General features: G+C 57.2%; 21 protein-coding genes. 5 read left to right on the top strand and 16 right to left on the bottom strand.

Going from position 1 to position 24,675, the window contains the following annotated elements:
* Positions 1-7: 7 nt before the first annotated feature.
* From lpdA to mdh, 6 genes are all read right to left on the bottom strand, one after another.
* Positions 8-1,411 carry a dihydrolipoyl dehydrogenase gene (lpdA, locus tag BLS30_RS05180; RefSeq protein WP_046477236.1) on the bottom strand — a complete coding sequence of 468 codons (1,404 nt, stop codon included), beginning with the start codon at positions 1,409-1,411 and terminating at the stop codon, positions 8-10.
* A gap of 55 nt (positions 1,412-1,466) precedes the next feature.
* The gene (gene odhB / locus BLS30_RS05185; RefSeq protein WP_090227434.1) at positions 1,467-2,717 is read right to left on the bottom strand and encodes a 2-oxoglutarate dehydrogenase complex dihydrolipoyllysine-residue succinyltransferase; all 1,251 of its coding nucleotides are present in this window, start codon (positions 2,715-2,717) and stop codon (positions 1,467-1,469) included.
* Between the two features lie 83 nt (positions 2,718-2,800).
* Positions 2,801-5,764 (bottom strand): 2-oxoglutarate dehydrogenase E1 component, encoded by a 2,964-nt coding sequence (locus BLS30_RS05190; RefSeq protein ID WP_090227018.1) that lies wholly within the window; start codon positions 5,762-5,764, stop codon positions 2,801-2,803.
* Between the two features lie 246 nt (positions 5,765-6,010).
* Positions 6,011-6,910, bottom strand: coding sequence for a succinate--CoA ligase subunit alpha (gene sucD / locus BLS30_RS05195; RefSeq protein ID WP_046477230.1), 900 nt, complete (start codon positions 6,908-6,910; stop codon positions 6,011-6,013).
* Between the two features lie 52 nt (positions 6,911-6,962).
* Complete coding sequence (gene sucC, locus BLS30_RS05200) at positions 6,963-8,162, bottom strand: ADP-forming succinate--CoA ligase subunit beta (protein WP_046477228.1); 1,200 nt, start codon at positions 8,160-8,162, stop codon at positions 6,963-6,965.
* A gap of 240 nt (positions 8,163-8,402) precedes the next feature.
* Positions 8,403-9,368, bottom strand: a complete 966-nt coding sequence (gene mdh / locus BLS30_RS05205) for a malate dehydrogenase (protein ID WP_046477226.1) — start codon at positions 9,366-9,368, stop codon at positions 8,403-8,405.
* Positions 9,369-9,810: 442 nt separating this feature from the next.
* Between mdh and BLS30_RS05210 the strand changes: the two genes are divergently transcribed.
* On the top strand, positions 9,811-10,623 hold the full coding sequence (locus BLS30_RS05210; RefSeq protein WP_170832411.1) for a matrixin family metalloprotease: 813 nt from the start codon (positions 9,811-9,813) through the stop codon (positions 10,621-10,623).
* 230 nt (positions 10,624-10,853) lie between these two features.
* Positions 10,854-11,429 (top strand): PRC-barrel domain-containing protein, encoded by a 576-nt coding sequence (locus tag BLS30_RS05215; protein ID WP_046477223.1) that lies wholly within the window; start codon positions 10,854-10,856, stop codon positions 11,427-11,429.
* A gap of 91 nt (positions 11,430-11,520) precedes the next feature.
* Here BLS30_RS05215 and zapE read toward each other — a convergent pair whose 3' ends face one another.
* The gene (zapE, locus tag BLS30_RS05220) at positions 11,521-12,666 is read right to left on the bottom strand and encodes a cell division protein ZapE (RefSeq protein ID WP_052743717.1); all 1,146 of its coding nucleotides are present in this window, start codon (positions 12,664-12,666) and stop codon (positions 11,521-11,523) included.
* 436 nt (positions 12,667-13,102) lie between these two features.
* Here zapE and BLS30_RS05225 point away from each other — a divergent pair, with 436 nt between their 5' ends.
* Complete coding sequence (locus tag BLS30_RS05225) at positions 13,103-13,573, top strand: GNAT family N-acetyltransferase (protein WP_244465013.1); 471 nt, start codon at positions 13,103-13,105, stop codon at positions 13,571-13,573.
* A gap of 525 nt (positions 13,574-14,098) precedes the next feature.
* A complete protein-coding gene (locus BLS30_RS18105) occupies positions 14,099-14,440 on the top strand; it encodes a hypothetical protein (RefSeq protein ID WP_046477218.1) in 342 nt (113 codons plus the stop codon).
* A gap of 265 nt (positions 14,441-14,705) precedes the next feature.
* Here BLS30_RS18105 and BLS30_RS05235 read toward each other — a convergent pair whose 3' ends face one another.
* From BLS30_RS05235 to BLS30_RS05270, 8 genes are all read right to left on the bottom strand, one after another.
* A complete protein-coding gene (locus tag BLS30_RS05235; RefSeq protein WP_090227024.1) occupies positions 14,706-15,485 on the bottom strand; it encodes a succinate dehydrogenase iron-sulfur subunit in 780 nt (259 codons plus the stop codon).
* A 130-nt stretch (positions 15,486-15,615) separates the two neighbouring features.
* Entirely contained in the window at positions 15,616-16,287 is a 672-nt protein-coding gene (locus tag BLS30_RS05240; protein ID WP_244512362.1) for a hypothetical protein, read from the bottom strand.
* Positions 16,288-16,503: 216 nt separating this feature from the next.
* Positions 16,504-17,247 (bottom strand): MHYT domain-containing protein, encoded by a 744-nt coding sequence (locus tag BLS30_RS05245; protein ID WP_090227027.1) that lies wholly within the window; start codon positions 17,245-17,247, stop codon positions 16,504-16,506.
* A 401-nt stretch (positions 17,248-17,648) separates the two neighbouring features.
* Entirely contained in the window at positions 17,649-19,499 is a 1,851-nt protein-coding gene (sdhA, locus tag BLS30_RS05250; RefSeq protein WP_046477207.1) for a succinate dehydrogenase flavoprotein subunit, read from the bottom strand.
* 4 nt (positions 19,500-19,503) lie between these two features.
* The gene (gene sdhD / locus BLS30_RS05255) at positions 19,504-19,884 is read right to left on the bottom strand and encodes a succinate dehydrogenase, hydrophobic membrane anchor protein (RefSeq protein ID WP_046477205.1); all 381 of its coding nucleotides are present in this window, start codon (positions 19,882-19,884) and stop codon (positions 19,504-19,506) included.
* 14 nt (positions 19,885-19,898) lie between these two features.
* Positions 19,899-20,309, bottom strand: coding sequence for a succinate dehydrogenase, cytochrome b556 subunit (sdhC, locus tag BLS30_RS05260; RefSeq protein WP_090227030.1), 411 nt, complete (start codon positions 20,307-20,309; stop codon positions 19,899-19,901).
* A gap of 128 nt (positions 20,310-20,437) precedes the next feature.
* Positions 20,438-21,496 (bottom strand): MaoC family dehydratase, encoded by a 1,059-nt coding sequence (locus BLS30_RS05265; RefSeq protein WP_090227033.1) that lies wholly within the window; start codon positions 21,494-21,496, stop codon positions 20,438-20,440.
* Positions 21,497-21,596: 100 nt separating this feature from the next.
* The gene (locus tag BLS30_RS05270) at positions 21,597-22,481 is read right to left on the bottom strand and encodes an HpcH/HpaI aldolase/citrate lyase family protein (protein ID WP_170832412.1); all 885 of its coding nucleotides are present in this window, start codon (positions 22,479-22,481) and stop codon (positions 21,597-21,599) included.
* Between the two features lie 192 nt (positions 22,482-22,673).
* Between BLS30_RS05270 and BLS30_RS05275 the strand changes: the two genes are divergently transcribed.
* Positions 22,674-23,486 carry a bifunctional hydroxymethylpyrimidine kinase/phosphomethylpyrimidine kinase gene (locus BLS30_RS05275; protein WP_090227035.1) on the top strand — a complete coding sequence of 271 codons (813 nt, stop codon included), beginning with the start codon at positions 22,674-22,676 and terminating at the stop codon, positions 23,484-23,486.
* A gap of 57 nt (positions 23,487-23,543) precedes the next feature.
* Here BLS30_RS05275 and BLS30_RS05280 read toward each other — a convergent pair whose 3' ends face one another.
* Positions 23,544-24,584, bottom strand: a complete 1,041-nt coding sequence (locus tag BLS30_RS05280; RefSeq protein ID WP_046477195.1) for a class I SAM-dependent methyltransferase — start codon at positions 24,582-24,584, stop codon at positions 23,544-23,546.
* Positions 24,585-24,675: the final 91 nt, after the last annotated feature.

Below are 24,675 nucleotides of genomic sequence, written 5' to 3' on the forward strand. Positions count from 1 at the left end.
CGTTGGCTCACATGTGAATGGCGCGTTTTTGGACAGCCATGGCGGCCTCCTTGACGGCTTCCGTAAGCGTGGGGTGTGCATGGCACGTGCGCGCCAGATCTTCTGACGAGCCGCCAAATTCCATGATCACAGCCGCTTCGGCGATAAGCTCGCCAACGTGCGGCCCAACCATATGGACGCCGAGTATCCTGTCCGTGTGCGCATCGGCTAGCACTTTGATGAAGCCGTCCGTCGTCCGGTTCACTTTCGCGCGGCCGTTGGCCATGAAGGGGAATTTTCCGACATTGTAGGAGATACCGGCTTCCTTCAGCTCTTCCTCGGTTTTCCCGACAGAAGCGACCTCTGGGTACGTATAGATCACATTGGGAATGACGTCATAGTTGACGTGGCCCGCCTGGCCCGCCAGCAGCTCGGCAAGCGCCACGCCTTCGTCTTCCGCTTTGTGGGCCAGCATCGGCCCTGCGATCACGTCGCCGATAGCGTAGACGCCATCGACATTGGTTGCGAAGTGATCGTCGACGATAATGCGGCGGCGATTGTCTAGTGCGACGCCCAATTCTTCGAGCCCCAATCCCTCGGTGTATGGCACCCGGCCGATTGCAACGAGAACAACGTCTGCTGCAAGTTCCGTTGCATCTCCACCGGCAACCGGCTCAACGCGCACTTTGCAGCCCGACTTGTCTTTCTTGAGGGACGTTACCTTGGCGCCAAGCTGGAAGGTGATGCCCTGTTTGGACAGGATCCTTTGAAACTGCTTCGCTACTTCATTGTCCATTCCCGGCAGGATGCGATCAAGGAATTCAACGACGTGGACCTTAGCACCCAGACGACGCCAGACCGAGCCGAGTTCGAGGCCGATCACACCGGCGCCAACGATGATCATCGTCGACGGGACCTTGCTCAGTTCAAGCGCGCCAGTCGAAGAAACAACGCGCTTTTCATCAATCTCTACGCCCGGCAGCTTTGCGACGTCGGAACCGGTAGCGATTACGATTGCCTTCGTTTCCAACTCGACAACTTCACCCTTTTCCGGCGTTACGCTCACCTTTCCAGGTGCGAGAATACGTCCGGTGCCTGTGTAGGAATCGATTTTGTTCTTCTTCAGAAGGAAGGCAACGCCATCAACGTTGCCCTTGATGCCGTCAGCCTTGAAGGCCAGCATTTTGGCCAGATCCAATTTAGGGCTGACCTCGATCCCCATACCGGCGAAGCCGTGGCCCGCCTCTTCATAGAGTTCGGAGGCATGCAGCAATGCCTTTGACGGAATGCAGCCAACATTGAGGCAGGTGCCGCCATGCGTGGCGCGCTTTTCGACGACCGCCACCTTGAGCCCAAGCTGGGCGGCCCGGATGGCACACACATAGCCTCCCGGACCAGTGCCGATGACGATCAGATCGTAAGGTCCTGCCATTTCGTTTCGCTCCTTCGTCTCAATCTCTTGCGATCACGTGCGGGGCTCCGCGGACTTACAGGTCGAGAACGAAGCGATGCGGGTCTTCAAGGCATTCCTTGACGCGAACCAGGAAGGTCACGGCTTCCTTGCCATCGACGATGCGGTGGTCGTAGGAGAGGGCCAGATACATCATGGGGCGCGCGACGATAGAGCCATCTTTCAGAACGACGGGGCGCTGCTCGACGCGGTGCATACCGAGAATACCGGACTGCGGCGCATTAAGAATCGGCGTCGACATCAACGAACCAAAGACGCCGCCGTTGGTGATCGTAAAGGTGCCCCCCTGCATCTCTTCGATGCCGAGCTGTCCATTACGGGCCTTATGGCCAAATTCGGCAATCTTGCCTTCGATCTGCGCGATCGACATTTTGTCGGCCTCACGGACGACGGGCACGACGAGCCCTCTGTCCGTCCCGACGGCGACACCAATGTGGTAGTAGTCTTTGTAGACCAGATCTTGGCCATCGATCTCCGCGTTGATCGAAGGAATCTCCTTCAAGGCCTGGATACAAGCTTTCGCGAAGAAGCCCATGAAGCCCAGCTTGACACCGTGACGCTTCTCGAAAAGATCCTTGTACTGACTGCGCATCTCCATGACCGCCGACATGTCGACGTCGTTGAAGGTGGTCAGCATAGCAGCGGTGTTCTGTGCATCTTTCAAACGACGGGCGATCGTCTGGCGCAACCTGGTCATCTTAACGCGCTGCTCGCGCTGGTCGTCAACGGGCGCGGATGGCACGCGCAGACCTTGCGACGGAGCGGGTGCGGCTACAGGCACGTAAGATGCCGTCGCTGATGAACTTGGCTGCGCGCGCTGAGCAGAAACAGCCGGGACGTCGTGTTTGAGCACTTGGCCGCGACGACCAGAGCCTTCCACGTCTGTTTTCGACAGGCCTGCTTCTGCCAGCGCCTTTCGAGCTGCTGGAGATGGCGGCATGTCCTCCTTGGAGGAACTCGAGCTTTCGGCAGGGGCTGGTGCTGCAGCGGCTTTTGACGGCTTGGCGGCCGGGGTTGGGCTCGCCTCAGTTCCTTGACCCAAAGTCGCGAGCAAGGCTCCAACTTCGACAGTCTCGCCCTGCTGGATAATGATGTCCGCCAGAACGCCGGTCGAGGGGGCCGGCACCTCTACCGTGACCTTGTCCGTCTCCAGTTCGACAAGAGGCTCGTCGACCTTCACCGGATCGCCCGGCTTCTTAAACCACTGGCCGACCGTGGCTTCGGTAACAGACTCACCCAATGAGGGCACGCGAATCTCGATAGACATCTTCGCCGGACCTTTCGCTTTTCCTAGCAGAAGCGCCTGACAGGCGCCCCCCAAAATGGCTTGCTGCAATATGAGGAGAGCGCTTAAGCGTTCAAAGCCTCTGAGACAAGCGTCTGTTGCTCTGTCTGGTGACGTTTTGCCAATCCGGTGGCCGTCGACGCCGATGCGGGACGCCCGGCATAGATGGCCCGAGAAGCGTTCGCGCCGATATGATCGAGAACCCATTCAAGGTTCGGTTCAATCCAGGTCCATGCTCCCATGTTCTTCGGTTCTTCCTGGCACCAGATGTATTCGGTGGCGTTGGTGAAGCGGCCGAGCTCCTGGATAAGCGTGCGTGCTGGGAACGGATAAAGCTGTTCGACGCGCAGAAGATAGACGTCCTCAAGTCCGGCGGCTTCTCGCTTCTCGTAAAGATCGTAGTAGACCTTGCCCGAGCAGAGAACGACGCGGCGGATCTGGTCGTCCGGCTTAAGCTTGAGACCCGAAGCGTTTCGCATCTGGCGGTCGCAATCGTCCCAAAGAACGCGGTGGAACGTTGTTCCGGTCGCTATCTCCTCCAAGCGGGATTCCACGCGCTTGTGACGGAGGAGCGATTTCGGCGTCATCAGGATCAGCGGCTTGCGGAACTTGCGGTGCAACTGGCGACGCAGGATGTGGAAGTAGTTCGCTGGCGTGGTGCAGTTGGCCACCTGCCAGTTGTCTTCCGCCGAGAGTTGTAGGTATCGCTCGAGTCTGGCCGAAGAGTGCTCAGGGCCCTGACCTTCGTATCCGTGCGGAAGCAGGCAGACGAGGCCTGACATACGCAACCACTTGCGTTCACCTGACGACAGGAACTGATCGAAGATCACCTGCGCGCCGTTGGCGAAGTCGCCAAACTGCGCTTCCCACAAAACAAGCGCGTTGGGCTCAGCCAGCGAAAACCCGTATTCGAAACCTAGTACGGCTTCTTCCGAAAGCATCGAGTTAATAACTTCGAACCGCGCCTGGTCGGCAGAGATGTGCCGTAGGGGCGTGAAACGCTTTTCTGTTTCTTGATGGGTAAGGACGGAGTGACGTTGGGAGAAGGTGCCGCGTTCGCAATCCTGTCCGGACAGACGCACCGGGAAACCTTCAAGAACCAGCGAGCCGAAAGCCAAGTGTTCGGCCATGGCCCAATCGATGCCGACGCCTGAGTCAATCATCTCGCGGCGGCGATCCAACAACCTCTGCACGGTTTTGTGCACGATGAAGTCCGAGGGGATCGTCGTAATACGCCGGCCGATATCACGAAGCGTGTCGATGTCTACGCCCGTCACACCGCGACGAGCTTCGTCCTCGGCGAACCCGATGGATGACCACCGGCCGTCGAGCCAATCCGCCTTGTTTGGCTTATAGGCGTCTGCAGCCGCGAATTCTTCCTCCAGATGCGAGCGGAAGCCCGCGTACATCTGGTCAACATCCGAATCCGCCAGGACGCCTTCCTCGATCAGTTTGTCGGCGTACAGACGCGCGACCGGCGTGTGCGCCTTGATTCGGCGGTACATGCGCGGCTGCGTGAACATCGGCTCATCGGCTTCGTTGTGACCGAACCGCCGGTAGCAGACCATGTCGATGACGACCGGCTTTTGGAATTTCTGCCGGAACTCAGTTGCGATTTTCGCGACGTGAACGACGGCTTCCGGATCATCACCGTTGACGTGGAAGATCGGCGCCTCAACCATCTTGGCCACGTCCGTGCAATAGGGCGAGGACCGCGAGTGCCGCGGGTTGGTCGTGAAGCCGATCTGATTGTTGATGATGAAGTGAACCGAGCCGCCGGTACGGTGCCCCTTCAAACCGGAGAGGCCAAAGCATTCGGCAACGACGCCCTGCCCTGCGAACGCCGCATCACCGTGCAGCAGCAAGGGCATGATCGACGTGCGTTCGTTCGGTGCACAGCCGTGTTGATCCTGCTTCGCGCGTACCTTGCCCAGCACTACAGGATCAACGATCTCCAAGTGAGAGGGGTTCGCCGTCAGCGAGAGGTGAACGTTGTTGCCGTCGAAGGTGCGATCCGACGAGGCGCCGAGGTGATATTTGACGTCACCCGATCCTTCCACGTCGTCCGGCTTGAACGACCCGCCTTTGAATTCATTGAAAATGGCGCGATGGGGTTTCGCCATGACATTGGCGAGAACGTTGAGGCGGCCGCGGTGAGCCATGCCGATAACGATTTCACGAACACCCAACTGGCCGCCGCGCTTGATGATCTGCTCAAGGGCTGGGACCATTGCTTCGCCGCCGTCAAGGCCGAACCGCTTCGTACCGGTGTATTTGACGTCTGCGAACTTTTCGAAGGTCTCAGCTTCGATCAGCTTGTTGAGGATCGCTTTCTTGCCTTCGACGGTGAATCTGATGTCTTTGCGTTCACCCTCAATGCGCCGCTGAATCCACGCCTTCTGCAGGGGATTAGTGATGTGCATGAACTCGTAGCCGATGTGACGGCAATAGGTCCGGCGCAGAATATCGAGAATCTGGCGAATGCTCGCCGTCTCAAGCCCAAGAACGCGATCGATAAAAATCGGACGGTCATAGTCGGCTTCCGTGAAGCCATAGGTTTCAGGCTTCAGTTCGGCGTGCACTCTGCGGTCGGCGAGGTCCAGAGGGTCCAACTCGGCAGCCAAATGGCCCATCACGCGATACGCGCGAATGAGCATGAGAGCGCGAATGGAATCTTGGGTCGCGCGCAGCGAGGCGACCGGTGATAGATCGACGCCCATATGATTTGCGTGGGCGGAGATTTTCCCGTGAAGGGTCCGTTCAACCTGGGCGTAGTCACCGGTCAGTGCAGCAACCAGATCGCCGTTGGACTCGAGTTTGGTGAGGGGCGTCGCCCACGGCGGGTTGCCCGGATCGGATTCTACGACTGACTTGTCTTCCTGGAGGCTTTCAAAAAAGTGCCGCCAAGCGTCAGGCACTGAGCCGGGATTGGCGGCATATTGCGCCTGCAAATCCTCAATATACGCGGCGTTGGCCCCATCCAAGAATGAAGTCAAGAGAAACGACTGGTTAAGTGCCTCGCGCGTCATAGCCGCCCGCCTGTTTGTTAGGCCCACAGTTCGCGGATCGCGTCAGAGCGCGCGATCTCGCAGTTGCATACTCCGACATTACGCCAGATCGAGGACACGCAATCACGCCCGCATCCTCACCCTCCGAGATAGCGCCCAAAAAATTTGGGACACTATGTCTTGATATTAGGCATCGTGTCCGGACATTAAAAGACCTCCGCCGCCACGCAAGACGGCGAAGGTCTAACTGTACTTAGTAGGTTTTGACTAACGGTTTAAGACCGCCGAAAGTGTAGTACCGAGCGAGGCTGGGCTATCGGCCATGGCAATGCCGGCTTCGGTCATCGCTGCGATCTTGTCTTCAGCCTTGCCTTTGCCGCCGGAGATGATCGCGCCGGCGTGGCCCATGCGCCGGCCTGGAGGCGCCGACGCACCGGCAATGAAACCAGCCATGGGTTTGCGCTTGCCTGCCGCTGCTGCCTGCTTGATGAACTCGGCCGCTTCTTCTTCAGCCGAACCGCCGATTTCGCCGATCATAATGATCGAATGGGTGTCGGGGTCGTTGAGGAACATGTCGAGCACGTCGATGAACTCGGTCCCCTTCACTGGGTCGCCGCCGATGCCGACAGCCGTCGATTGGCCGATGCCGGCATCCGTGGTCTGCTTGACCGCTTCGTAGGTCAGGGTTCCTGAACGGGAGACGATCCCGCACGTACCCGCCTTGAAGATGTTGCCAGGCATGATGCCAATCTTGCAGGCATTCGGAGTCAAAACTCCGGGGCAGTTCGGACCAACAAGGCGCGACGCGGAGCCAGATAAGGCGCGTTTCACCTTGACCATGTCCATAACCGGGATGCCCTCGGTGATGCACACGATGAGCGGGATTTCGGCATCAATCGCTTCGAGGATGGCGTCTGCCGCAAACGGCGGCGGCACATAGATGGCAGAGGCCGTTGCGCCGGTCGCCTTTTTGGCATCGATCACGGTGTCATAAAGCGGGATGTCTGCCAGTTCGGCGTCCGGGTGCTTTGTGCCGCCTTTGCCCGGCGTGACGCCACCAACGATCTGGGTGCCGTAGGCGCGCGCTTGCTTAGTATGGAAGGTGCCCTGCGCGCCGGTGAGCCCCTGGCAGATTACCTTGGTTGTCTTATCGATAAGAATGGCCATTGGTGAGCCTTTTATAGAAATCTGATCTCAACTTGGATGCGTGGCGAGAGGTTCACGCGACGGCTTTCACTTCGTCCGTAATCTTTTTGGCAGCATCGGCCAGATCGTCAGCCGGAATGATCTTCAGCCCGGATTCGCTGAGGATCTTCTTGCCGAGATCAACGTTTGTGCCTTCCAAACGGACAACGAGTGGAACTTTGATTTCCATCTCGCGCGCGGCCGCGACGACGCCTTCAGCGATGATGTCACACCGCATGATGCCGCCGAAAATGTTGACCAGAATGCCCTTCACCGCCGGATCGTTGAGAATGATCTTGAACGCGGCTTGCACCTTTTCTTTGGACGCGCCACCGCCAACGTCGAGGAAGTTGGCTGGCTCGGCGCCGTACAGCTTGATGATATCCATCGTGGCCATGGCGAGACCTGCACCGTTGACCATGCAGCCGATGTTGCCATCGAGTTTGACATAAGAGAGATCGTACTTGGAGGCTTCGAGCTCCATCGGATCTTCTTCTGCCAGGTCGCGCATTTCGACAATTTCGGCATGCCGGAAGAGCGCATTGGAATCGAAATCCATCTTGCCATCGAGCGCGATCAAGCTGCCGTCCTTGGTCACGACCAGCGGATTGATTTCGAGCAGGCTCATATCCTTCTCGATGACCATGTTATAAAGTGCATTGACCATCTTAACGCATTGCTTGACCTGATCGCCTTTGAGGCCCAGCGCAAATGCGACTTTACGGCCGTGGAATTGCTGGAAGCCCGAAGCCGGATCTATCGACAGCGTGGTGATGCGTTCAGGCGTATCGTGAGCCACCTTCTCGATGTCCATGCCGCCGTCCTGGCTCACGATGAAGGCGACGCGCGAGGTCGCACGATCGACCAACGCGGAGAGATAAAGTTCGCGCTCAATGGCGGAGCCGTCTTCAATATATAGCCGATTGACTTGGCGCCCGGCTGCGCCCGTCTGTACGGTAACAAGCGTCTTGCCGAGCATCTGATTGGCGAATTCCTTCACCTCATCAATTGACTTGGCGAGACGAACCCCGCCTTTGTCGCCTGCTTCGGCCTCTTTGAACGAACCTTTGCCACGGCCGCCAGCGTGGATCTGGGCTTTTACCACCCAAACCGGGCCGGGCAATTTCTGCGCGGCCGCAACAGCTTCGTCGACTGTAAAGGCAGGATAGCCTGTCGGAGTGGGAACACCGTATTGGCGATATAGTTCTTTGGCCTGATATTCATGAATGTTCATGTTGAGCTTTTCCGCTTGCTGGACGCCTCAAATGCGACGGCCAGTTCCATTGCCATTCCTTGGGGCTGCCCGTTTTTTGGATCAGCTTGGCATACCATATACCAGTGCGCTTCCTGAGCAAGGCGCGATCAACTTAGGTTGTCTATCGCAGCAAAATTCGCTCAGCAGGCGACACATTCCGTTGCCACGGGGGGCTAAAACCAAAACGGCGCACCATTTGGGTGCGCCGTTTGCGATCATCTAGGCGCCGAGCTGCGGTGCAATTTGGTTACAGGCATCGACAAGGCCTTTCACTGATTCGACCGACTTCATGAACATCGCGCGTTCGCCGGAGTTCAGGTCGATTTCAACGATCCGTTCGGCGCCACCTGCGCCGATCACCACCGGAACACCAACGTAAAGTCCTTTGACCCCATATTCGCCGTTCAAGTATGCGGCGCAAGGCAGAACCCGCTTCTTGTCCTTGAGATAGCTGTCAGCCATTTCGATGGCGGATGCGGCTGGAGCGTAAAAAGCCGAGCCGGTCTTCAAGAGTGCAACGATTTCACCACCGCCCTTACGGGTACGGTCCACGATTTCATCGAGGCGTTCCTGCTTGATCCAGCCCATCTTTACAAGGTCAGGGAGGGGAATACCGGAAACGGTGGAGTAGCGGATCAGCGGCACCATGTCGTCGCCGTGACCGCCCAGAACGAAGGCCGACACGTCTTCAACCGATACGTTCAGCTCAGTCGCGAGAAAGTGACGGAAGCGGGAGGCATCCAAAACGCCGGCCATTCCGATGACCATGTTACGTGGCAGACCCGACGCCTTCTGAAGCGCCCAGACCATCGCATCGAGGGGATTGGTGATCGCGATGACCAGAGAGTTCGGTGCATATTTTTTGATGCCTGCGCCAACCTGCTCCATCACCTTGAGATTGATGCCCAGCAGATCGTCGCGGCTCATACCCGGCTTGCGCGGAACACCGGCGGTCACGATGCAAACATCGGCGCCTTCGATATCAGCGTAGGAACTCGTGCCCTTCAATGCGCAATCAAAACCCTCCACGGCTCCGGATTGCGCGATATCGAGCGCCTTGCCGTTGGGAAGTCCCTCGGCGATGTCGAACATCACGACGTCGCCTAGCTCCTTCAAACCGACAAGGTGCGCAAGCGTACCGCCGATCATGCCAGAGCCGATGAGTGCGATTTTGGTGCGCGCCATTGAGCGTTATCTCCTTCAATTTGGAATAAATCTTGGTCTTGTGGATGAATGACGGTGAGCGCGTCCAATTCAGCACACTTTGAGACTGCACTAAAGCTGGGATCCAAAGTGCGACAGATGGCCATCGCCAACACAGACCTGAATAACGGCTCAGGTTTGCTGACGGAAGATCGCCCAAAGTATCTGATGGATGCGTTGGCCGGCGGTTTCCTACCCATAATGTGGACACCGACAGTCCCACTTCGGAGAATCTGAATTCCCGAACGGTAGCCAGAGTTGCGCACAACCCTTTGTAACGCCCGGGGGTTGACGAAGGTTCCCTCGATAGGCGATGCATGTGCACTGCAAGATAAATTTGCCGGCGCGCCTTGCGTGGTAAGGCGGTCAAGCGCGGCCCAAGGGGATCATGAGGTTTAAGGCAAGTAGGGGCAGGAGGGACACGTTGATACGGGGAATCTATTGCGCGCTGGCAAGCTTTATTGCCGCGCATATCTTCTTGGCGCCAGCCGTGCTGGCCGAGGAAGACAACTACAAGCTTCTCAAGCTTCAGGGGCATTTCGCAAGATGGTCTCCAATTCAGTCCAGCGAAACAACGGTCGTCACCTACGCCTTTGCCAATAAGATCGTGCATAGCAAAGATGCCCGCAATTGCGGAGCTATGCAGCCTATGGGCAAGGCGCTCGACCATTCACGTATTTCCATGAGGCAATTCCGCGAGGAATTCACCAAAGCAACGCGCATGTGGGAAGAAGCGGCAAACATTCGCTTTGTTGAGGCGGCTACGCCGCAAGTGGCGAATATTTTGATCGGCGCTCAGGTTAGAGGCATCGGTCGCGCCTTCACAAATGTCGAACTGGCGGCTGACCGCGTATCCCCCGGCACGCGCCAAATAAAACGTTCACTGATCTGCCTCAATCCTGACATGCCGTGGAAAGTTGGGTTCGATGGCGACCTAGCTGCTTATGATCTACGGTACACGCTGGCGCACGAACTCGGTCATGCGATCGGCCTTGATCATCCCAGCGAGCGCGGATCTCTGATGTTCTATAAATATGATGAGACGCAACACGATCTCGCCGTCGGCGACATGGCCGGAGCCGCTCTCATTTATGGTGCGGGGCCGAAATTCGCTAAAGCCAAAGCGGAGACTTTGACACCTACTACCGAACTGGCCGACACCAATTCCGACGGGACCGAGAAAGCGGACGAGCCGTCGTCACGTCGATCCAGTTTTGGACTCGGTGGGAAACCATAACGCGCGATTGCTAACGTTCGTACGGAACTCAGCGAAACAATCAATTGACGTCACTATAAATGCTCCCAGCGGATATTCCGTTGGGAGCATCTTGCGTATCGTAGCGTCAGATTGACATGGAACCCTACTTCGGGATGGGCCGTTCTTTGGAGCAGTTGCCTTTGCAGGCAGCGCTCAGCCGCAGTAAGGCGGTTGAACAGCTCCCAAGGATGTAAAAGAGGTTTATCGCTATGAAAAAGCTCATCACCACGGCCTCGCTACTGGCACTTATGGCTGCAGGCCCTGCTTTCGCGCAGAGCGCGGCTCCAGGCGCTGATCCGGCCAAGCCGTCAATGGGCGACACGCAGAACAAGCCGGCCACTCCTGATAGCGCCATGCCGGGTTCAAGCAACGGTGCTGCTGGCATGGAAGACAAAGCGCCGGGCGCTTCAGCTCAGTCCCCAAGCGCGGAGACCATGAGCAAGTCCACCGCTGATGCAGGCGCCACGACAATCGGTCAGGGCGAGCTTCGTGTCAGCAAGCTGATCGGTTCGTCGGTCCGTAATGGTGCCAATGAATCTATCGGCAACGTGAATGACGTATTGCTGACGAAGGATGGTCAGGTTGAATCCATCATCGTGGGCGTCGGTGGTTTCCTTGGATTGGGTGAAAAGAACGTCGCCCTTCAGTTGTCCGAGTTGAAGATCGACAACACCGACCCCAATAAGCCGATGATCACTGCGGCCGCGACAAGCGACGCACTGGCTGCAGCACCAGAATGGAAGCCGCCCCAGAAGCCGGGTGCCAGCTCCGGAACGAGCCGATAATAAAAGGCAAAATACTCGTTGCTTCGATCGGCCCGGAACTTCTTGTTCCGGGCCGTATTATTTAGTGGGCAGATCCTGCAGCGCCATAGTTCTATAGCGCGCGGACATTTTCAGCCCGCCGGTTTCGCGTTTCGAGATATTGTTCGGTACGCATTTCCATGAGCCGGGAGACCGTTCGCTCAAATAGGTCTGCGCCATCTCCATGCGGATACAGTGCATCAGGCTCGGCCGCCGCTGATGAAATCAACCCCACCTTGTTGTCATAAAGCGCGTCAATCAGATTTATGAAGCGGCGCGCTTCATTGCGCTTGTCTGGAGTCAGAATGGGGATGTCTTCTATTATTAAGGTATGGAAAGCGTGCGCGATCTGAAGATAGTCAAGTGCACCGAGTGGGCGTGCGCACAAGTCGGCAAAACTAAATCGAGCTACGCCCATCGCTGCTGCGGGGACCTCGATTGTTCGCCCCTTGACTTCGATACCCTGAGAAGACGGGTTCGCTACTCCGGTCAGGCGCATCCAAAGAGCATCCAGTTCGGCGCGCGCGACTTCGTCAGCCGGAGAGAAATAAAGCTGACGACCGGCAAGCTTAGCGAGCCGAAAGTCTTTTTGCGCATCGAGGACATGCACCGACATATGATCTTCGATCAAGTCAATGAAAGGTAGGAAAAGCGCGCGATTAAGTCCGTCTTTATATAAGTTCGCTGGCGCTGCGTTGGACGTTGCAACGACGACAACGTTGCGCGCGAAGAGGACGCGAAACAGCCGGCCCAGGATCATCGCGTCGGTAATGTCCGTGACGTGAAGCTCATCGAAACACAAAAGGCCGGCCCTATCGGCAATACGAGATGCAGCAAGCGGGATGGGGTCTCCAGGCTCATCCTTGCGGGCGGCCTGGATCTGCTCATGGGTCTCGGCCATAAATTCGTGAAAGTGAAGACGCGTCTTGGGCGCAAACTCAACATTCTCGAAGAATAGGTCCATTAGCATCGTCTTCCCACGGCCGACGCCGCCATGGATATAGAGCCCCTTTGGCACTTGAGGGGCTGACGACCTTCCAAGGTTCAGCCAGGAGAGAACGCCACGGCGGCGCGCACGATAGAGGCTCAATGCGCGCGCCAATTCGTCGAGCCGCACGACCGCTTCCTGCTGGGCCGGGTCAGCTTCAATTTCATTGTTCGTAATGCGTTGCAGGTATGCGCGCAAAACAGGACCGGAATGCTTAGGTAGTGCTGTCATTCCCTTCCCAGTTCGTGTGCAATACCGCATGCTTCATTTTCGGGTATAGCGCTCATATATAAAGAATACAGGCAGTAAAATCGTCCTATTTCTATTCGAATAAGCCCAAAGAATCGTCCTTGACGCCAGATGAGGCATTATCCCGCCTGTGACTTACAGTCCCGCTATACCTTTGGCGAGGCGACATATGGCAACCGGCCCCCCATCTGCCTTTCACCTGTCGTAATGTTGGGTGCAATACAAGGTGCGCAAAACAGCGTGCCAATTGGACTGCAGATAATCACTCGTCTGCACCAGGCGATTATAGGTCAACCAGAACTGAGGTGATGTCATGAGCGATGACCGGTTCTGGGGAGGAACAATAAGAAAACTGTGGCCGACGGAAGTAGAAAAGTTCCGCGACCATCTACTGCGGCTAGATAAGAGTAGCCGGAGAATGCGTTTCGCCCACGGCGTATCGGACAGTTTCATCGGAGACTACGCGCTCCGCATGAACGATATGGGGGGGATCGTCTACGGCTACATTGTAGACGGGGAAGTCCGCGCAGCAGCCGAACTACGCAAACTCGGGGATGCTTGGGGTACCCAGGCTGAAGCCGCGATATCGGTCGAACCTACCTTTCAAAATAAGGGCCTCGGTTCGGAATTGATGGGTCGTGTCATCCGAGCTGCAAGAAACCGCGGCGTACACCAGCTTGTCTTGAGCTGTCTTTCTGAGAATTCGAAGATGCAGGCAATCGCAAGACACTTCGAAGCCGATCTTAGGTTTGAGTATGGCGAAGTGATTGGAGAGATCATTCCGGAGCAACCCAACTACTTTTCGATCTGGGCGGAAGCCATGGAAGATCGGGTGGGCTACGTCCTTGCCGTGTTGGACTTACAGGCACGCACGCTCGCGGCGGCATAGTTGTTTATCCGTCGGCACGTGCAACCGTTTCAACTAACGTTGCACGAACTGTCTTCGCCGTTATGCATCAGGATAAAGAAATGGGGCGTCGGTGGCGCCCCATTTTCTTTTTGACCGTGATTAGATTTTTCGAGACCGCTTTTCTAAAGTCTTCTCCCTCCACATCACACCGTATCGATTACCCTCATTTGCAAATGCGAAGTGATACGCATCGCTCCTCACTTTGATCATCCTTGCGCAACGCGATTTTCAAATCTGACGAGAGTCAAAAACCGATTCAAAAAACGTCTCGACGTTCCATGATGTTGTCTCGTGCACCTAACTTTTGATCTCGTCGAAACGCGTTACCTATCTAAAAGCCATCAAATTTGAGTCCTTCACGCAACACTTTGAGGGGAAAGAGAGATTATTTCACCCGACAATTCATTTTGCATGTCAACAAATTCCTCGAACTTGCACATGATTTTTTTAGTCCGAAATTGATTCGGGCGGACACCTTAGAGAAACAGAGAAAGAGAGACTACGATGACTGAAAAGATAAAGGCTCCGGCCAAGAGCAAAGCAAAGAAGGCTCCCGCGAAGAAGGCTGCTGCTAAGAGCACGGCTCGCAAGTCAACGAAGACCACGGCGTCTGCTTCGGCTCGCTCCGCAGCTCCGGCTCGCAAGAAAGCTGTTACGGCAAAGGCTCCGGCGAAGAAGGCTGCTGCGAAGAAGCCTGCCGCTAAGAAGCCCGCCGCCAAGAAGACCGCTGCTAAGAAGCCGGCGGCTCGTAAGCCCGCTGCTCGCAAGGCAGCCGTCAAGCCGGCTGCTAAGAAGACCGCTGCTAAGAAGCCTGCAGCTCGCAAGGTTGCGAAGAAGGCAGCCTAACGAAGCGATATTCCGTTGGCTCCGGATGGGCACCGGAGCGTCAACGGTTCGACTTCCCACCAAGAATACCAATGAACGACTTAGAAGGCCGGTTGCAGCGCTAAGGTTGCACCGGTCTAATTTTTTGCGAAACGTGTCGAGAAGAGATATGCGGGCCCACTGTGATATGTAGGCTACGAGGCCTATTAAGCCTCGAATCATAGGTAATTTCTAAACAGCGGGCTTTCGAATTGTATTCGAAAGCCAAACGCCGCACTCGTCATCGCTAAACGCGACGCTCAACCATCAATTTCTTCAGTTCAGCGATGGCTTTGGCTGGATTCAAGCCTTTTGGGCACGCCTGGGTGCAGTTCAAAATGGTGTGGCATCGGTAGAGCCGGAAAGGGTCCTCGATATTGTCCAAACGCTCTCCGGTTGCTTCATCGCGGCTATCGTTGATCCAACGGTAGGCTTGCAGGAGTATCGCTGGGCCGAGATAGCGATCCGAGTTCCACCAATAGCTTGGGCAGGACGCCGAGCAGCACGCACACAGAATACACTCATACAGACCGTCCAGCTTCTCGCGATCGTCCCGCGATTGCTTCCACTCTGTCGGCGGAGTTGGGGTTTCTGTTTTCAACCAGGGCTCAATCGAGCGATGCTGCGCATAGAAGTGGGTCATATCCGGCACCAAGTCCTTGACGACTTGCATGTGCGGCAATGGATAGATCTTGATCGCGCCCTTTACATCGTCGATCGCTTTGAGACAGGCCAGCGTGTTGGTGCCATCAATGTTCATAGAGCAGGAGCCGCAGATGCCTTCGCGGCACGACCTGCGGAACGTCAAGGTCTGATCAATCTCATTCTTGATCTTGATGAGCCCGTCGAGAACCATCGGCCCGCACTGATCCTGGTCAAGCCAGTAGATGTCGATGCGGGGATTTTCCCCGTCATCCGGACTCCACCTATAAATGCGGAACTCTTTCCAGCGCCCCGAGCTTTGGGGTGAGTTCCAAACCTTGCCAGATTTTACCGTCGAATTGCGAGGGAGCGTGAGCTGGACCATTGAGCCGTCAGTTTCTGTTGCACTGCATCTAAAATGGATAAGCAATGACATGCGGCTTCCAGGCAGCCCTGTCAACGCCACTAATGGTCAAGAGCAAGGTGTGTCGTGACGAGAACATGACGCTTGCTGCTTATTCCAAGCGATAGGTCTTCATGTCGCGTACGAGCGACGTCAGGCGCTCCGACACTTCCAACCCGACTTCAACGGTTGTTTTGAGCGTAGCGCGCGACTGGATAAGCTCGTTGAGCTTTTGCTGGCACTCGCCGAACCCGAAAAAGAGCTCTTCCGGCGCGTTGATTTCTCCGTCTTCGACAGCCGACATCACATCAAAGGCATTCTGAGATGCCAGAACCAGCATCGACGCCACGTCATTCACGATTTGTTGGAACACGCGCGCTGAGTCAGGAGATACACGGGCACTGTGCACTCCGAACTTTAGCGGGGAATTCGGTGAAGCGCCTTCACCACAGAAGAGCTTGGGGTGCTTCTGAAACCGCCGGAATATCTCAGTCAGGCCCAGACAACAGGTCTCCAGATCGCGCAGTGCGGTGCCGGCTTTGCGTTTCGGCTTACTGCGATCCGGTGTTTTGTCCTGTGCGGCCCAGTTAATGCTCGCAATAGACGAGACGGCGCCCAAAGCTGCAATTGCAGGCAGTACAATGGAAAAGGGATCTGGTGCGCTGCGCGTGTCGGACGGCGACACTGGAACGCGCGGTGGCTGCCGCGGAGGGATGGCGGCAGGCTTCTTTTTCACGGTATCTCCCCCTGGGCGCACAATTCCCGACAACAAGCTTGCAAGCATAGCGGTAACGCTCCCGTGCCGACTCGGTTTATCGCGCGGATGCTCCTACAGAGCTTCTGTGTCAAGCAAGAGCCACGTTGCCAGCAGCACACATAATCAGGGGATGTCTCGTCCCTGAGGCACGGAGAGGGCAACTCCACAGTTTTCTCACGGGCGGCTCTGACGAATTGGTGAGGCTATCTGAGATCACTGAGTCAGCTGTTTACGCGATCTCTGTCAGTAACCTCGCCGGAAAGTTCCCGCTGCCTTGTTTACCGATCCGGTGGCCATCAGCAATTGCGCTGAGCAGACGGCAAAAGCGGCCATCGCTATGGCATAGGCCAGTATCGAGTGTGACAAGTGGGACTGTGCAACGGCGACAAACGTAGGTGTTGATACGAAAGTCGTGGCGTACATTCCGATGAAGTGCATGGCACTAATCGCCATACCCATTATGACGCCACCTATCATGGTTTCAGCAAGCCCGCGTTTGCCCATCGCAAACCAGAGCGCCGCGCAAGCCGCAAGGACCGCAATCGCTACAGATCCAAGCGTCCCCAACAAATGAAAGGTCAGCCCGCATCCGCGTATGGCAGATACGCCGAGATAGTGCATGCCGGCGATCCCGAGACCAATGAGTGCGCCCCCCGTTAGCGTGCCAGGAAGACCCTTTGGGTTCTGCGACGCGACGAACAACCCTAAACCGCATACTGTGATCGCGAGTAGAAGAGAGGCCACCGTCTCTGTCATATTGTAGGAGATCGCGGTGGGAAACTTAACGGCGAGCATTGCTATGAAGTGCATGGCCCAGATGCTGCCGCCCATGACTGCGGCGCAGTTTATACACTGAGCGATGATTTGGCTCATGGGCTTCCGTTCGTCGAGAAGCCCAAATGTCAGAACGAGCGATGTCCAGGATCCCCAGATGGCAACCGCGATCGATACGCCCACGAGCAACGGGTCATATTCAATTTCCAGCATACGCGTGCCCCAAAAAAATTCGTAGCAGACCCGTTCGTGCAGTTGCTCAGATTAAAGATAATCCGACCTCTTCGTACCATGATTAACATGGTGGGGGCCGTCAAATTTGAGGAAATATCCTGCTCTAATCGCGGAAACGTTGCTGTCTAACCCAGCTGATATACGGGTGCAATTCAAGTTCTACGTAATGCAATTCACAATTGAAGGTTAGTTAGCGAAGAACCGCTAAAATCTTAAGTTATTTCCCATTAAAACTTTCTGCAAATTCAATTATCTATTGCTCACATCCTCACTCCAGATGTGAGCAATTCAGGGCCGGTACTCAGTCCCGTTTTGTTTCTGTAAACACTGGAGGATACCGGCCGAACGAGATCGGCCGGTACATTTGCCCCGCGGCGACGTCAGTAGACGCGCGCTTTCGGCTCGATATACGAGACTTCATTGGTCATGGTGTAGGTGTGGACCGGACGGAAGTCGAGTTTGACCTTACGGGCGTCGAGGTCAGCCCAAGCCAACGTGTGCTTCATCCAGTTGGCGTCATCGCGGTTGGGATAGTCCTCACGCGCGTGCGCACCGCGGCTTTCTTTGCGGTTGGCCGCGGCAGTTACGGTGACGGCCGCCTGGCTGATGAGGTTGTCGTACTCCATCGTCTCAACCAAGTCCGAGTTCCAGACTAGAGATCTGTCGGAGACGCGGATATCGCCTGACTGCTGCCAGATCTCGTCGATCAGATGCACGCCCTCTTCGAGTACCGGACCGTCGCGGAACACCGCGCAGTTAGACTGCATCACCCTCTGCATCTTCAGGCGCAGATCAGCCGTTGGCGTGTCGCCCTTGGCGTAGCGGAAGTGATCCAGACGGGAGAGTGCAAGATCCGCAGAGTCCGCAGGCAGGTCAGCATGGGCACCCGGCTCGACTACATCAGCGCAGCGAAGCCCCGCGGCACGTCCGAACACGACCAAATCGATGAGAGAGTTCGACCCAAGCCGATTTGCGCCATGGACGGAGACGCAAGCCGCCTCGCCGATGGCCATCAGACCTGGGACAATGTAGTCGGGATTGCCATCCTTCAGGGTCAGGACTTCACCGTGATAGTTCGTCGGGATGCCGCCCATGTTGTAGTGCACCGTCGGAATTACCGGGATCGGCTGACGACGCAGATCAACCCCTGCGAAAACCTTCGCGCTTTCGGTAATGCCGGGCAGACGCTCAGCCAAAATCTTCGGATCGAGATGGTCGAGATGCAGGAAGATGTGATCGCCATGCGCCCCGACACCGCGGCCTTCGCGGATTTCAACGGTCATCGAGCGCGAGACGACGTCGCGTGACGCCAGATCCTTCGCGGATGGCGCATAACGCTCCATGAAGCGTTCGCCTTCCGAGTTGGTTAGGTAACCACCCTCGCCGCGCGCGCCTTCGGTGATCAGCACGCCAGCTCCGTATATCCCCGTCGGGTGGAACTGCACGAACTCCATATCCTGCAGCGGCAGGCCAGCGCGCAACACCATAGCGTTGCCGTCACCCGTGCACGTGTGCGCAGAGGTACAGGAGAAGTAGGCGCGGCCATAACCGCCAGTCGCTAAGATTGTTTTCTTCGCGCGGAAACGATGGATCGTGCCGTCGTCTAGCTTTATCGCGATGACGCCGCGGCATGCCCCTTCTTGATCCATGATCAAGTCGATGGCGAAAAATTCGATGAAGAACTCCGCCGAGTGCCGGAGGCTCTGGCCATAAAGCGTGTGAAGCATGGCGTGGCCGGTGCGGTCGGCAGCAGCGCAGGTGCGCTGGGCCGGCGGACCCTCACCGTATTGCGTCGTCATCCCGCCAAAAGGCCGCTGATAAATCTTGCCGGACTCGGTGCGCGAGAACGGCACGCCGTAGTGCTCGAGTTCATAGACAGCATCCGGCGCATGCCGGCAGAGGTATTCAATGGAATCCTGGTCACCAAGCCAATCCGATCCCTTTACGGTATCGTACATGTGCCAGCGCCAATTATCCGGTCCCATGTTTCCGAGCGCGGCTGCAACGCCGCCTTGGGCAGCTACGGTATGCGAGCGCGTCGGAAAGACCTTGGTCACACAGGCCGTTTTCAAGCCCGCCTCGGCGCAACCCAGTGTCGCGCGAAGACCCGCGCCACCCGCGCCGACGACGACGACGTCGTAGGTGTGATCAACGATTTGGTATGCTTTGCCACCCTGGGCTGGTGCCGTCATTGAATCGCCTTTCGTTGAGCCTGTTGCCGATCCCGCCATTGCGTCATGCTCCAAAGCTCAACTTCAGAACTGCCCAGACGCTCGCGGCAGCGATCGTGAATGCAAAAAAGGTATTGAGCATCAACGCCACGACCTTGGCGCCCTCACCATGAACGTAGTCTTCGATGATGACTTGCATACCGATCCGCATGTGAACGACGCCCGAGAGGATCAGCAGCAGCAACAGGAGCGCCACGACAGGTGAAGCCAGTGTTGCCTTCACGGTCGCGTAGTCGGCGCCAATGAGGTGGATGATGAGGCCGACCAGGAACACGGCCAGGAAGAGGTTGGCAACGGCGGTCACACGCTGCAGCCAGAAGTGATCGGCGCCTTCCTTAGCAGAGCCCAGTCTGCGCGCGTTCTTTAGCGGGGTGCGCATGTTCATCGAGAGATCCGCCCTTATCCGAGTAAAAATACGCCGGCCCACACCGCAGCCGTTAGCGCGACGGAACAAACGATGGTGGCCCAGGAGAGGAAGTTGACGGAGGGAATATCCAGGTAGCTTGCCGTGTCCCAGATGAAGTGGCGAATGCCGCCCATCATGTGATGCATGAGCGCCCATGTGTAGCCAAACAGAACGATCCGCCCGAGCCACGTATCGAAGAGCCCGTTGACGAAGTTGAAATAGTCCGGACCGATTGCGGCGGAGACGAGCCACCACGCAAGGAGCAGCGATCCGAAATACAGCGCCGCACCGGTGATGCGATGCAGGATCGACATCACCATGTTGATCAACGGTCGATAGATTTGCAAATGCGGCGATAGGGGACGCTCTATCGCGTTACCACGTATGGTTTTCGCTTCTGCCATAAAGCTCTCCCGCTGCCTTTTTGCTTGTCCGACACAAATTCGTTTAGCGCGACTGTTGCGCTGCGGCAATCAACGTAGCGCCTTGCTGCATCACTTGTCGCAATGGACCTTGGTATGCCAGTCCAGGGTTATCTCGGAATGGCTAGCCAGACGTCCAAATCCAAAATCACACCCTCGTCATAACCGCCTTCGGCTGTTTTGAACGGGAAGTCGGCACACGCACGATTCTTCACTGCCACAAGCCGAGTGCGCAACGCCCCTATGTCGGATCGTCCGGGAAGTTCCGCTTTGTCGAGAACCTCCGACCACGCATAGACCGTGTCGCCTGCGAAGAGTGGCGCAACATGACGGCCCGCGTTGATGGCCGCGAGATGGAACGCGTTGTTGAGCCCGTTGAATGACAGCGCACGGGCTAACGAGATTACGACGCCGCCGTAGATCAGCCGGCGTCCGAAACGGCCCTGGCCTTCGGTGTGCTGATTGAAATGCACTTTAGCGGTGTTTTGGTAGAGGCGCGTTGCGATCTGATGTTCGGCTTCTTCGACCGTCATGCCGTCGACGTGATCGATCTTTTCGCCGACCTCATAGTCACCCCAGCGGAAGGGCGAACCTGAAAGGTTGGTGTCAAAACGACTGACATCGATAGCGGGAACCGCAGCAGCCAAGGCTTCCGGAGCGACGGTTTCGGGTAGTGCCGGTACGACTGCTTCGGGTGCTGGTGAGGCCTCATCCTTTTTGCGGACCATAACCCAGCGCGTGTAGCTGAGCACGGTTTCACCCTTCTCGTCCGCGCCGGTCGAGCGCACGTAAACTGTTCCGGTCTTACCGTTTGAGTTTTCTTTGAGCCCGATCACTTCGGACACCGTCGACAACGTCGTGCCAGGATAGACCGGCTTCTCGAACCGACAGTCGGCATATCCGAGGTTGGCAATCGCGTTCAACGAGATATCGGGAACGGTTTTGCCGAACACGGTGTGGAACACGAGCAGATCATCGAGAGGCGCCGACGGATAACCAATTGTGCGGGCAAAAGCGTCGGATGACTGGACCGCAAACCTCGGTCCGTAAAGACCCATGTAGAGTGCGGCGTCACCGACAGTCAAAGTCCGCGGCGTGGCATGCCGGATGATCTGACCGACATGGAAATCCTCGAAGTAGTTGCCCGGGTTGGTCTTCGTCGTGCTCATGCGTTGTCTTTCATTCTTTTCGCGACGGGCGCTTTCGTCTCCGCATCGTATGCGCCTTCAGAGTCTTCAGTTATTGCCGGGAGATGCCGAAGTCGAGAACTCAGTTTGCCGCCATCTCTTCAATCGCCTCGGCAATAGAAACCGTGCGCTCCGCCATGACCATATGCAGCCGCTCGACCATTTTGCCATCGATGGTGATGACACCCTTCTTCTGGTTCTCCGGCAATGCGAACTCGGAAATGATCCGCCGCGACCACTCGACATCCTTCGGGCTCGGCGAAAAAATCTCATTCGCAATGGCAACCTGGTTGGGGTGGATTAGTGTCTTACCATCCATACCCAAGGTGCGGCCATGTTCTGCTTCGGCGCGAAGTCCCACCTCGTCCCTGAAGTCGTTGTAGACGCCATCAAGCACGTCGAGCCCGTAGGCGCGGGCTGCCACGATGGTCATCGACAGCCACGGCACGACAGCGAAGCGGTCCTTGTAGTCACGGGCGTGCGACTCTTTCAGGAGATCATTCGTTCCCATGACAAGACAGGTGAGGCGATGCTCGCGCTCGATACCCGCCATCGCGATCTCCCGTACGTTGAGGATCGACATCGGCGTTTCCATCATCGCCCACAGCTTGGTTTTGTCCGGCGCATGTGCTGCCGTCACAACCTTCGCCGCGGAAATGATGTCGCCGGGACGGCCCACTTTCGGGACAAGAATGGCGTCTGGGGCCGCAGCGGCGGCAGCAAACAGATCGTCAGCACCCCATGGGGTTTCCAAGGCGTTGACGCGAATAATGATTTCGCGCTTACCATAGCCACCGGCCTTCACAGCCGCGCAAACCTTTTCGCGGGCTTCGAGCTTGGCATCCGGCGCGACGGCGTCTTCCAGATCCAGGATCAGCGCGTCGGCAGGTATTGTTTTGGCTTTTTCCAGGGCACGAGCGTTGGAGCCTGGCATATAGAGGACACTGCGGCGAGGACGGACAGCCATGCGTGGGCCTTTCGAGCGTTCCAGAAGTGTTTTGTATGTGTCGATTTTTGTTGCGCCGCACATTAATCAAGCAACGCCCAAACGCAAATGGACAATACGTAGTAGGACGACCTGCGGCAGTCTGCGTCCTCTGACGAGACCGACAAAGTTGTAAAGACGTACGAAACGAATATCCCGGATAGTGAGCGCGCAATGGCTCAAGTTCTCGCTTTTTCCTCCTACGTCGCTTCCGGCCACGTCGGCCTCGCGGCCGTCGTTCCGGCGCTCCAACGCCTGGGGCACGAGGTGATCGCGCTTCCGAGCGTTGTGCTCTCCAATCATCTGGGGCATGTGCATTGGGCAGGCCGGCCCGTCGCTTTGGAAGATCTGACGGCGATGCTGGAGGCGTTGGAACAAAACGGCCAATTCGCTGATATCGACGCCATTCTGACCGGCTTTCTGCCGACGCCCGAGCACGTCGCGCTCGCTGCGAAGACCGTTCGCCACGTTCGGGACCGCCATGGCGACGTCGCTTATCTCTGCGATCCGGTCTTCGGCGATGAGCCCGAGGGGCACTATATCGGCGTGCCGGCCGCACAGGCCATTGCGTCCGAACTGGTTCCGCTTGCCACGTACGTGACGCCCAACCGGTTTGAGGCAAAGTTCATTTTCGGTGAGGGTTTCGACGACCCGCAAAAAGCGCTTCCGAAAGACTGCCGCTTGCTGGCCGTCACGTCCGCAGAGCTTGCTGGCGATCAACTGCGGACCCGCTGTGTGACCTCGGACCCCGAAGCAGCGTTCGCGTGCGCCGTCCCTTATCGCCCTGTGGTCCCGCATGGAACAGGCGATCTGTTCGCGGCGCTGTTGCTCGGGCATATACTCAATGGATCATCGGAAAGCGACGCGTTCTCGCGCGCTGTCGCTGGCGTGGAAACCGTCATCGCTGCAAGCAACGGGCGTGATGAACTGGCCATCGTCGCGGCGATCGATATGGCGGCGAAAGCTAAGCCATGGCCGTTTGCATAGGGCCTTTCGGAGGGCACCTGATTTGTAATCAGGTGGGCGGGGGTGGTGTTGTTGATTTCATTCCTGCTTACGGCACGTCACGACTTTTGCCAGAAACGCGAGCTCCTGCGCGGCCGGTTTGAGGCCTGCGTCAGTGAACAGCTTGTTCAGATCCTCGATCGCGTAACTGCGGTAGTAGGGCTCGTGGAAGCGGACGGGAAAGGCTTCCAGCAGTCCGTCCCACCCGGGCTTGTCTCCCATCTGCAGACTGTCGAGGAACACGAAAAGGCCCCCGGGCTTAAGAACGCGCGCGATTTCACACGTCACGGTGCGACGAACCTCCGGCGGCAACTCGTGGAACAGAAATGTGCACGTGACGATGTCCTGGCTGGCGTCCGCGCAGGGGATTTGCTCCGCGTTCGTTTCGATCAGAGTCGCCGGGCGTAACCGCCCCATATGCTGGCGGGCTTCTTCCAGATAGGGCCCGCTGAGATCGAGGCCGGTCAATGCCATAGCGGGATAGGCGCGGCGGATTTCTCGAAGCAGTCGTCCCGTTCCGCACGCGACATCGAGGCACGACACACGGCGCTGATCGCGGCCATACATGAATTCCGCGATGGGTCTGAGACTCGCGCGGCGCATGGCGGCGGCGGCACCATAAAACAGGATCTCGACCTGCAAATCATAGAGCTTCGCGGACTCGTCCGTCAGATAGCCGCCCGTCTGATAGTGGAAGTCCTGGGTGAAGTAGTCCGGTAGATCCGCAGTTTTTGCCGCTGCGCTTGCCGTGGATGCATCGCGGGCCTGCCGGCGTTCGGTGGTGCCGGGCAGGTCTGCATACATGGCGCGCAGACGCCGAAAGTGATCCCAAATGCGGGGTTCATCCGTGATTTCGGGGGGGTAGAGCCCAGCGCCCGCCGCCTCCGCGTCCCGGCGCATCAACCCGCGGAGATCTTCAAACAGTTCGTTGCGATCGGGAACGGGCTTGGTCGGCGTGAATTTCGGCGCGGGTGAGAGCTTCCGTGCCTGCCGGCTCATCAGCCAATTGATGCCGCTATACCAAGACACCCGCAAGCTGTTGCCGGCGGTTTGCAAAGCCATAGCGATGGGATCGGCCATCTCTTGGTCTCCGTGTTAGCGCCCGTGTCCAACCGTTTGCCACGGGCACGGCCTGCCGTTATGCCAAGCTTGAACTTTGGCGGACGGCAAA

The organism is Filomicrobium insigne, assembly GCF_900104305.1.
Classification (GTDB): domain Bacteria; phylum Pseudomonadota; class Alphaproteobacteria; order Rhizobiales; family Hyphomicrobiaceae; genus Filomicrobium; species Filomicrobium insigne.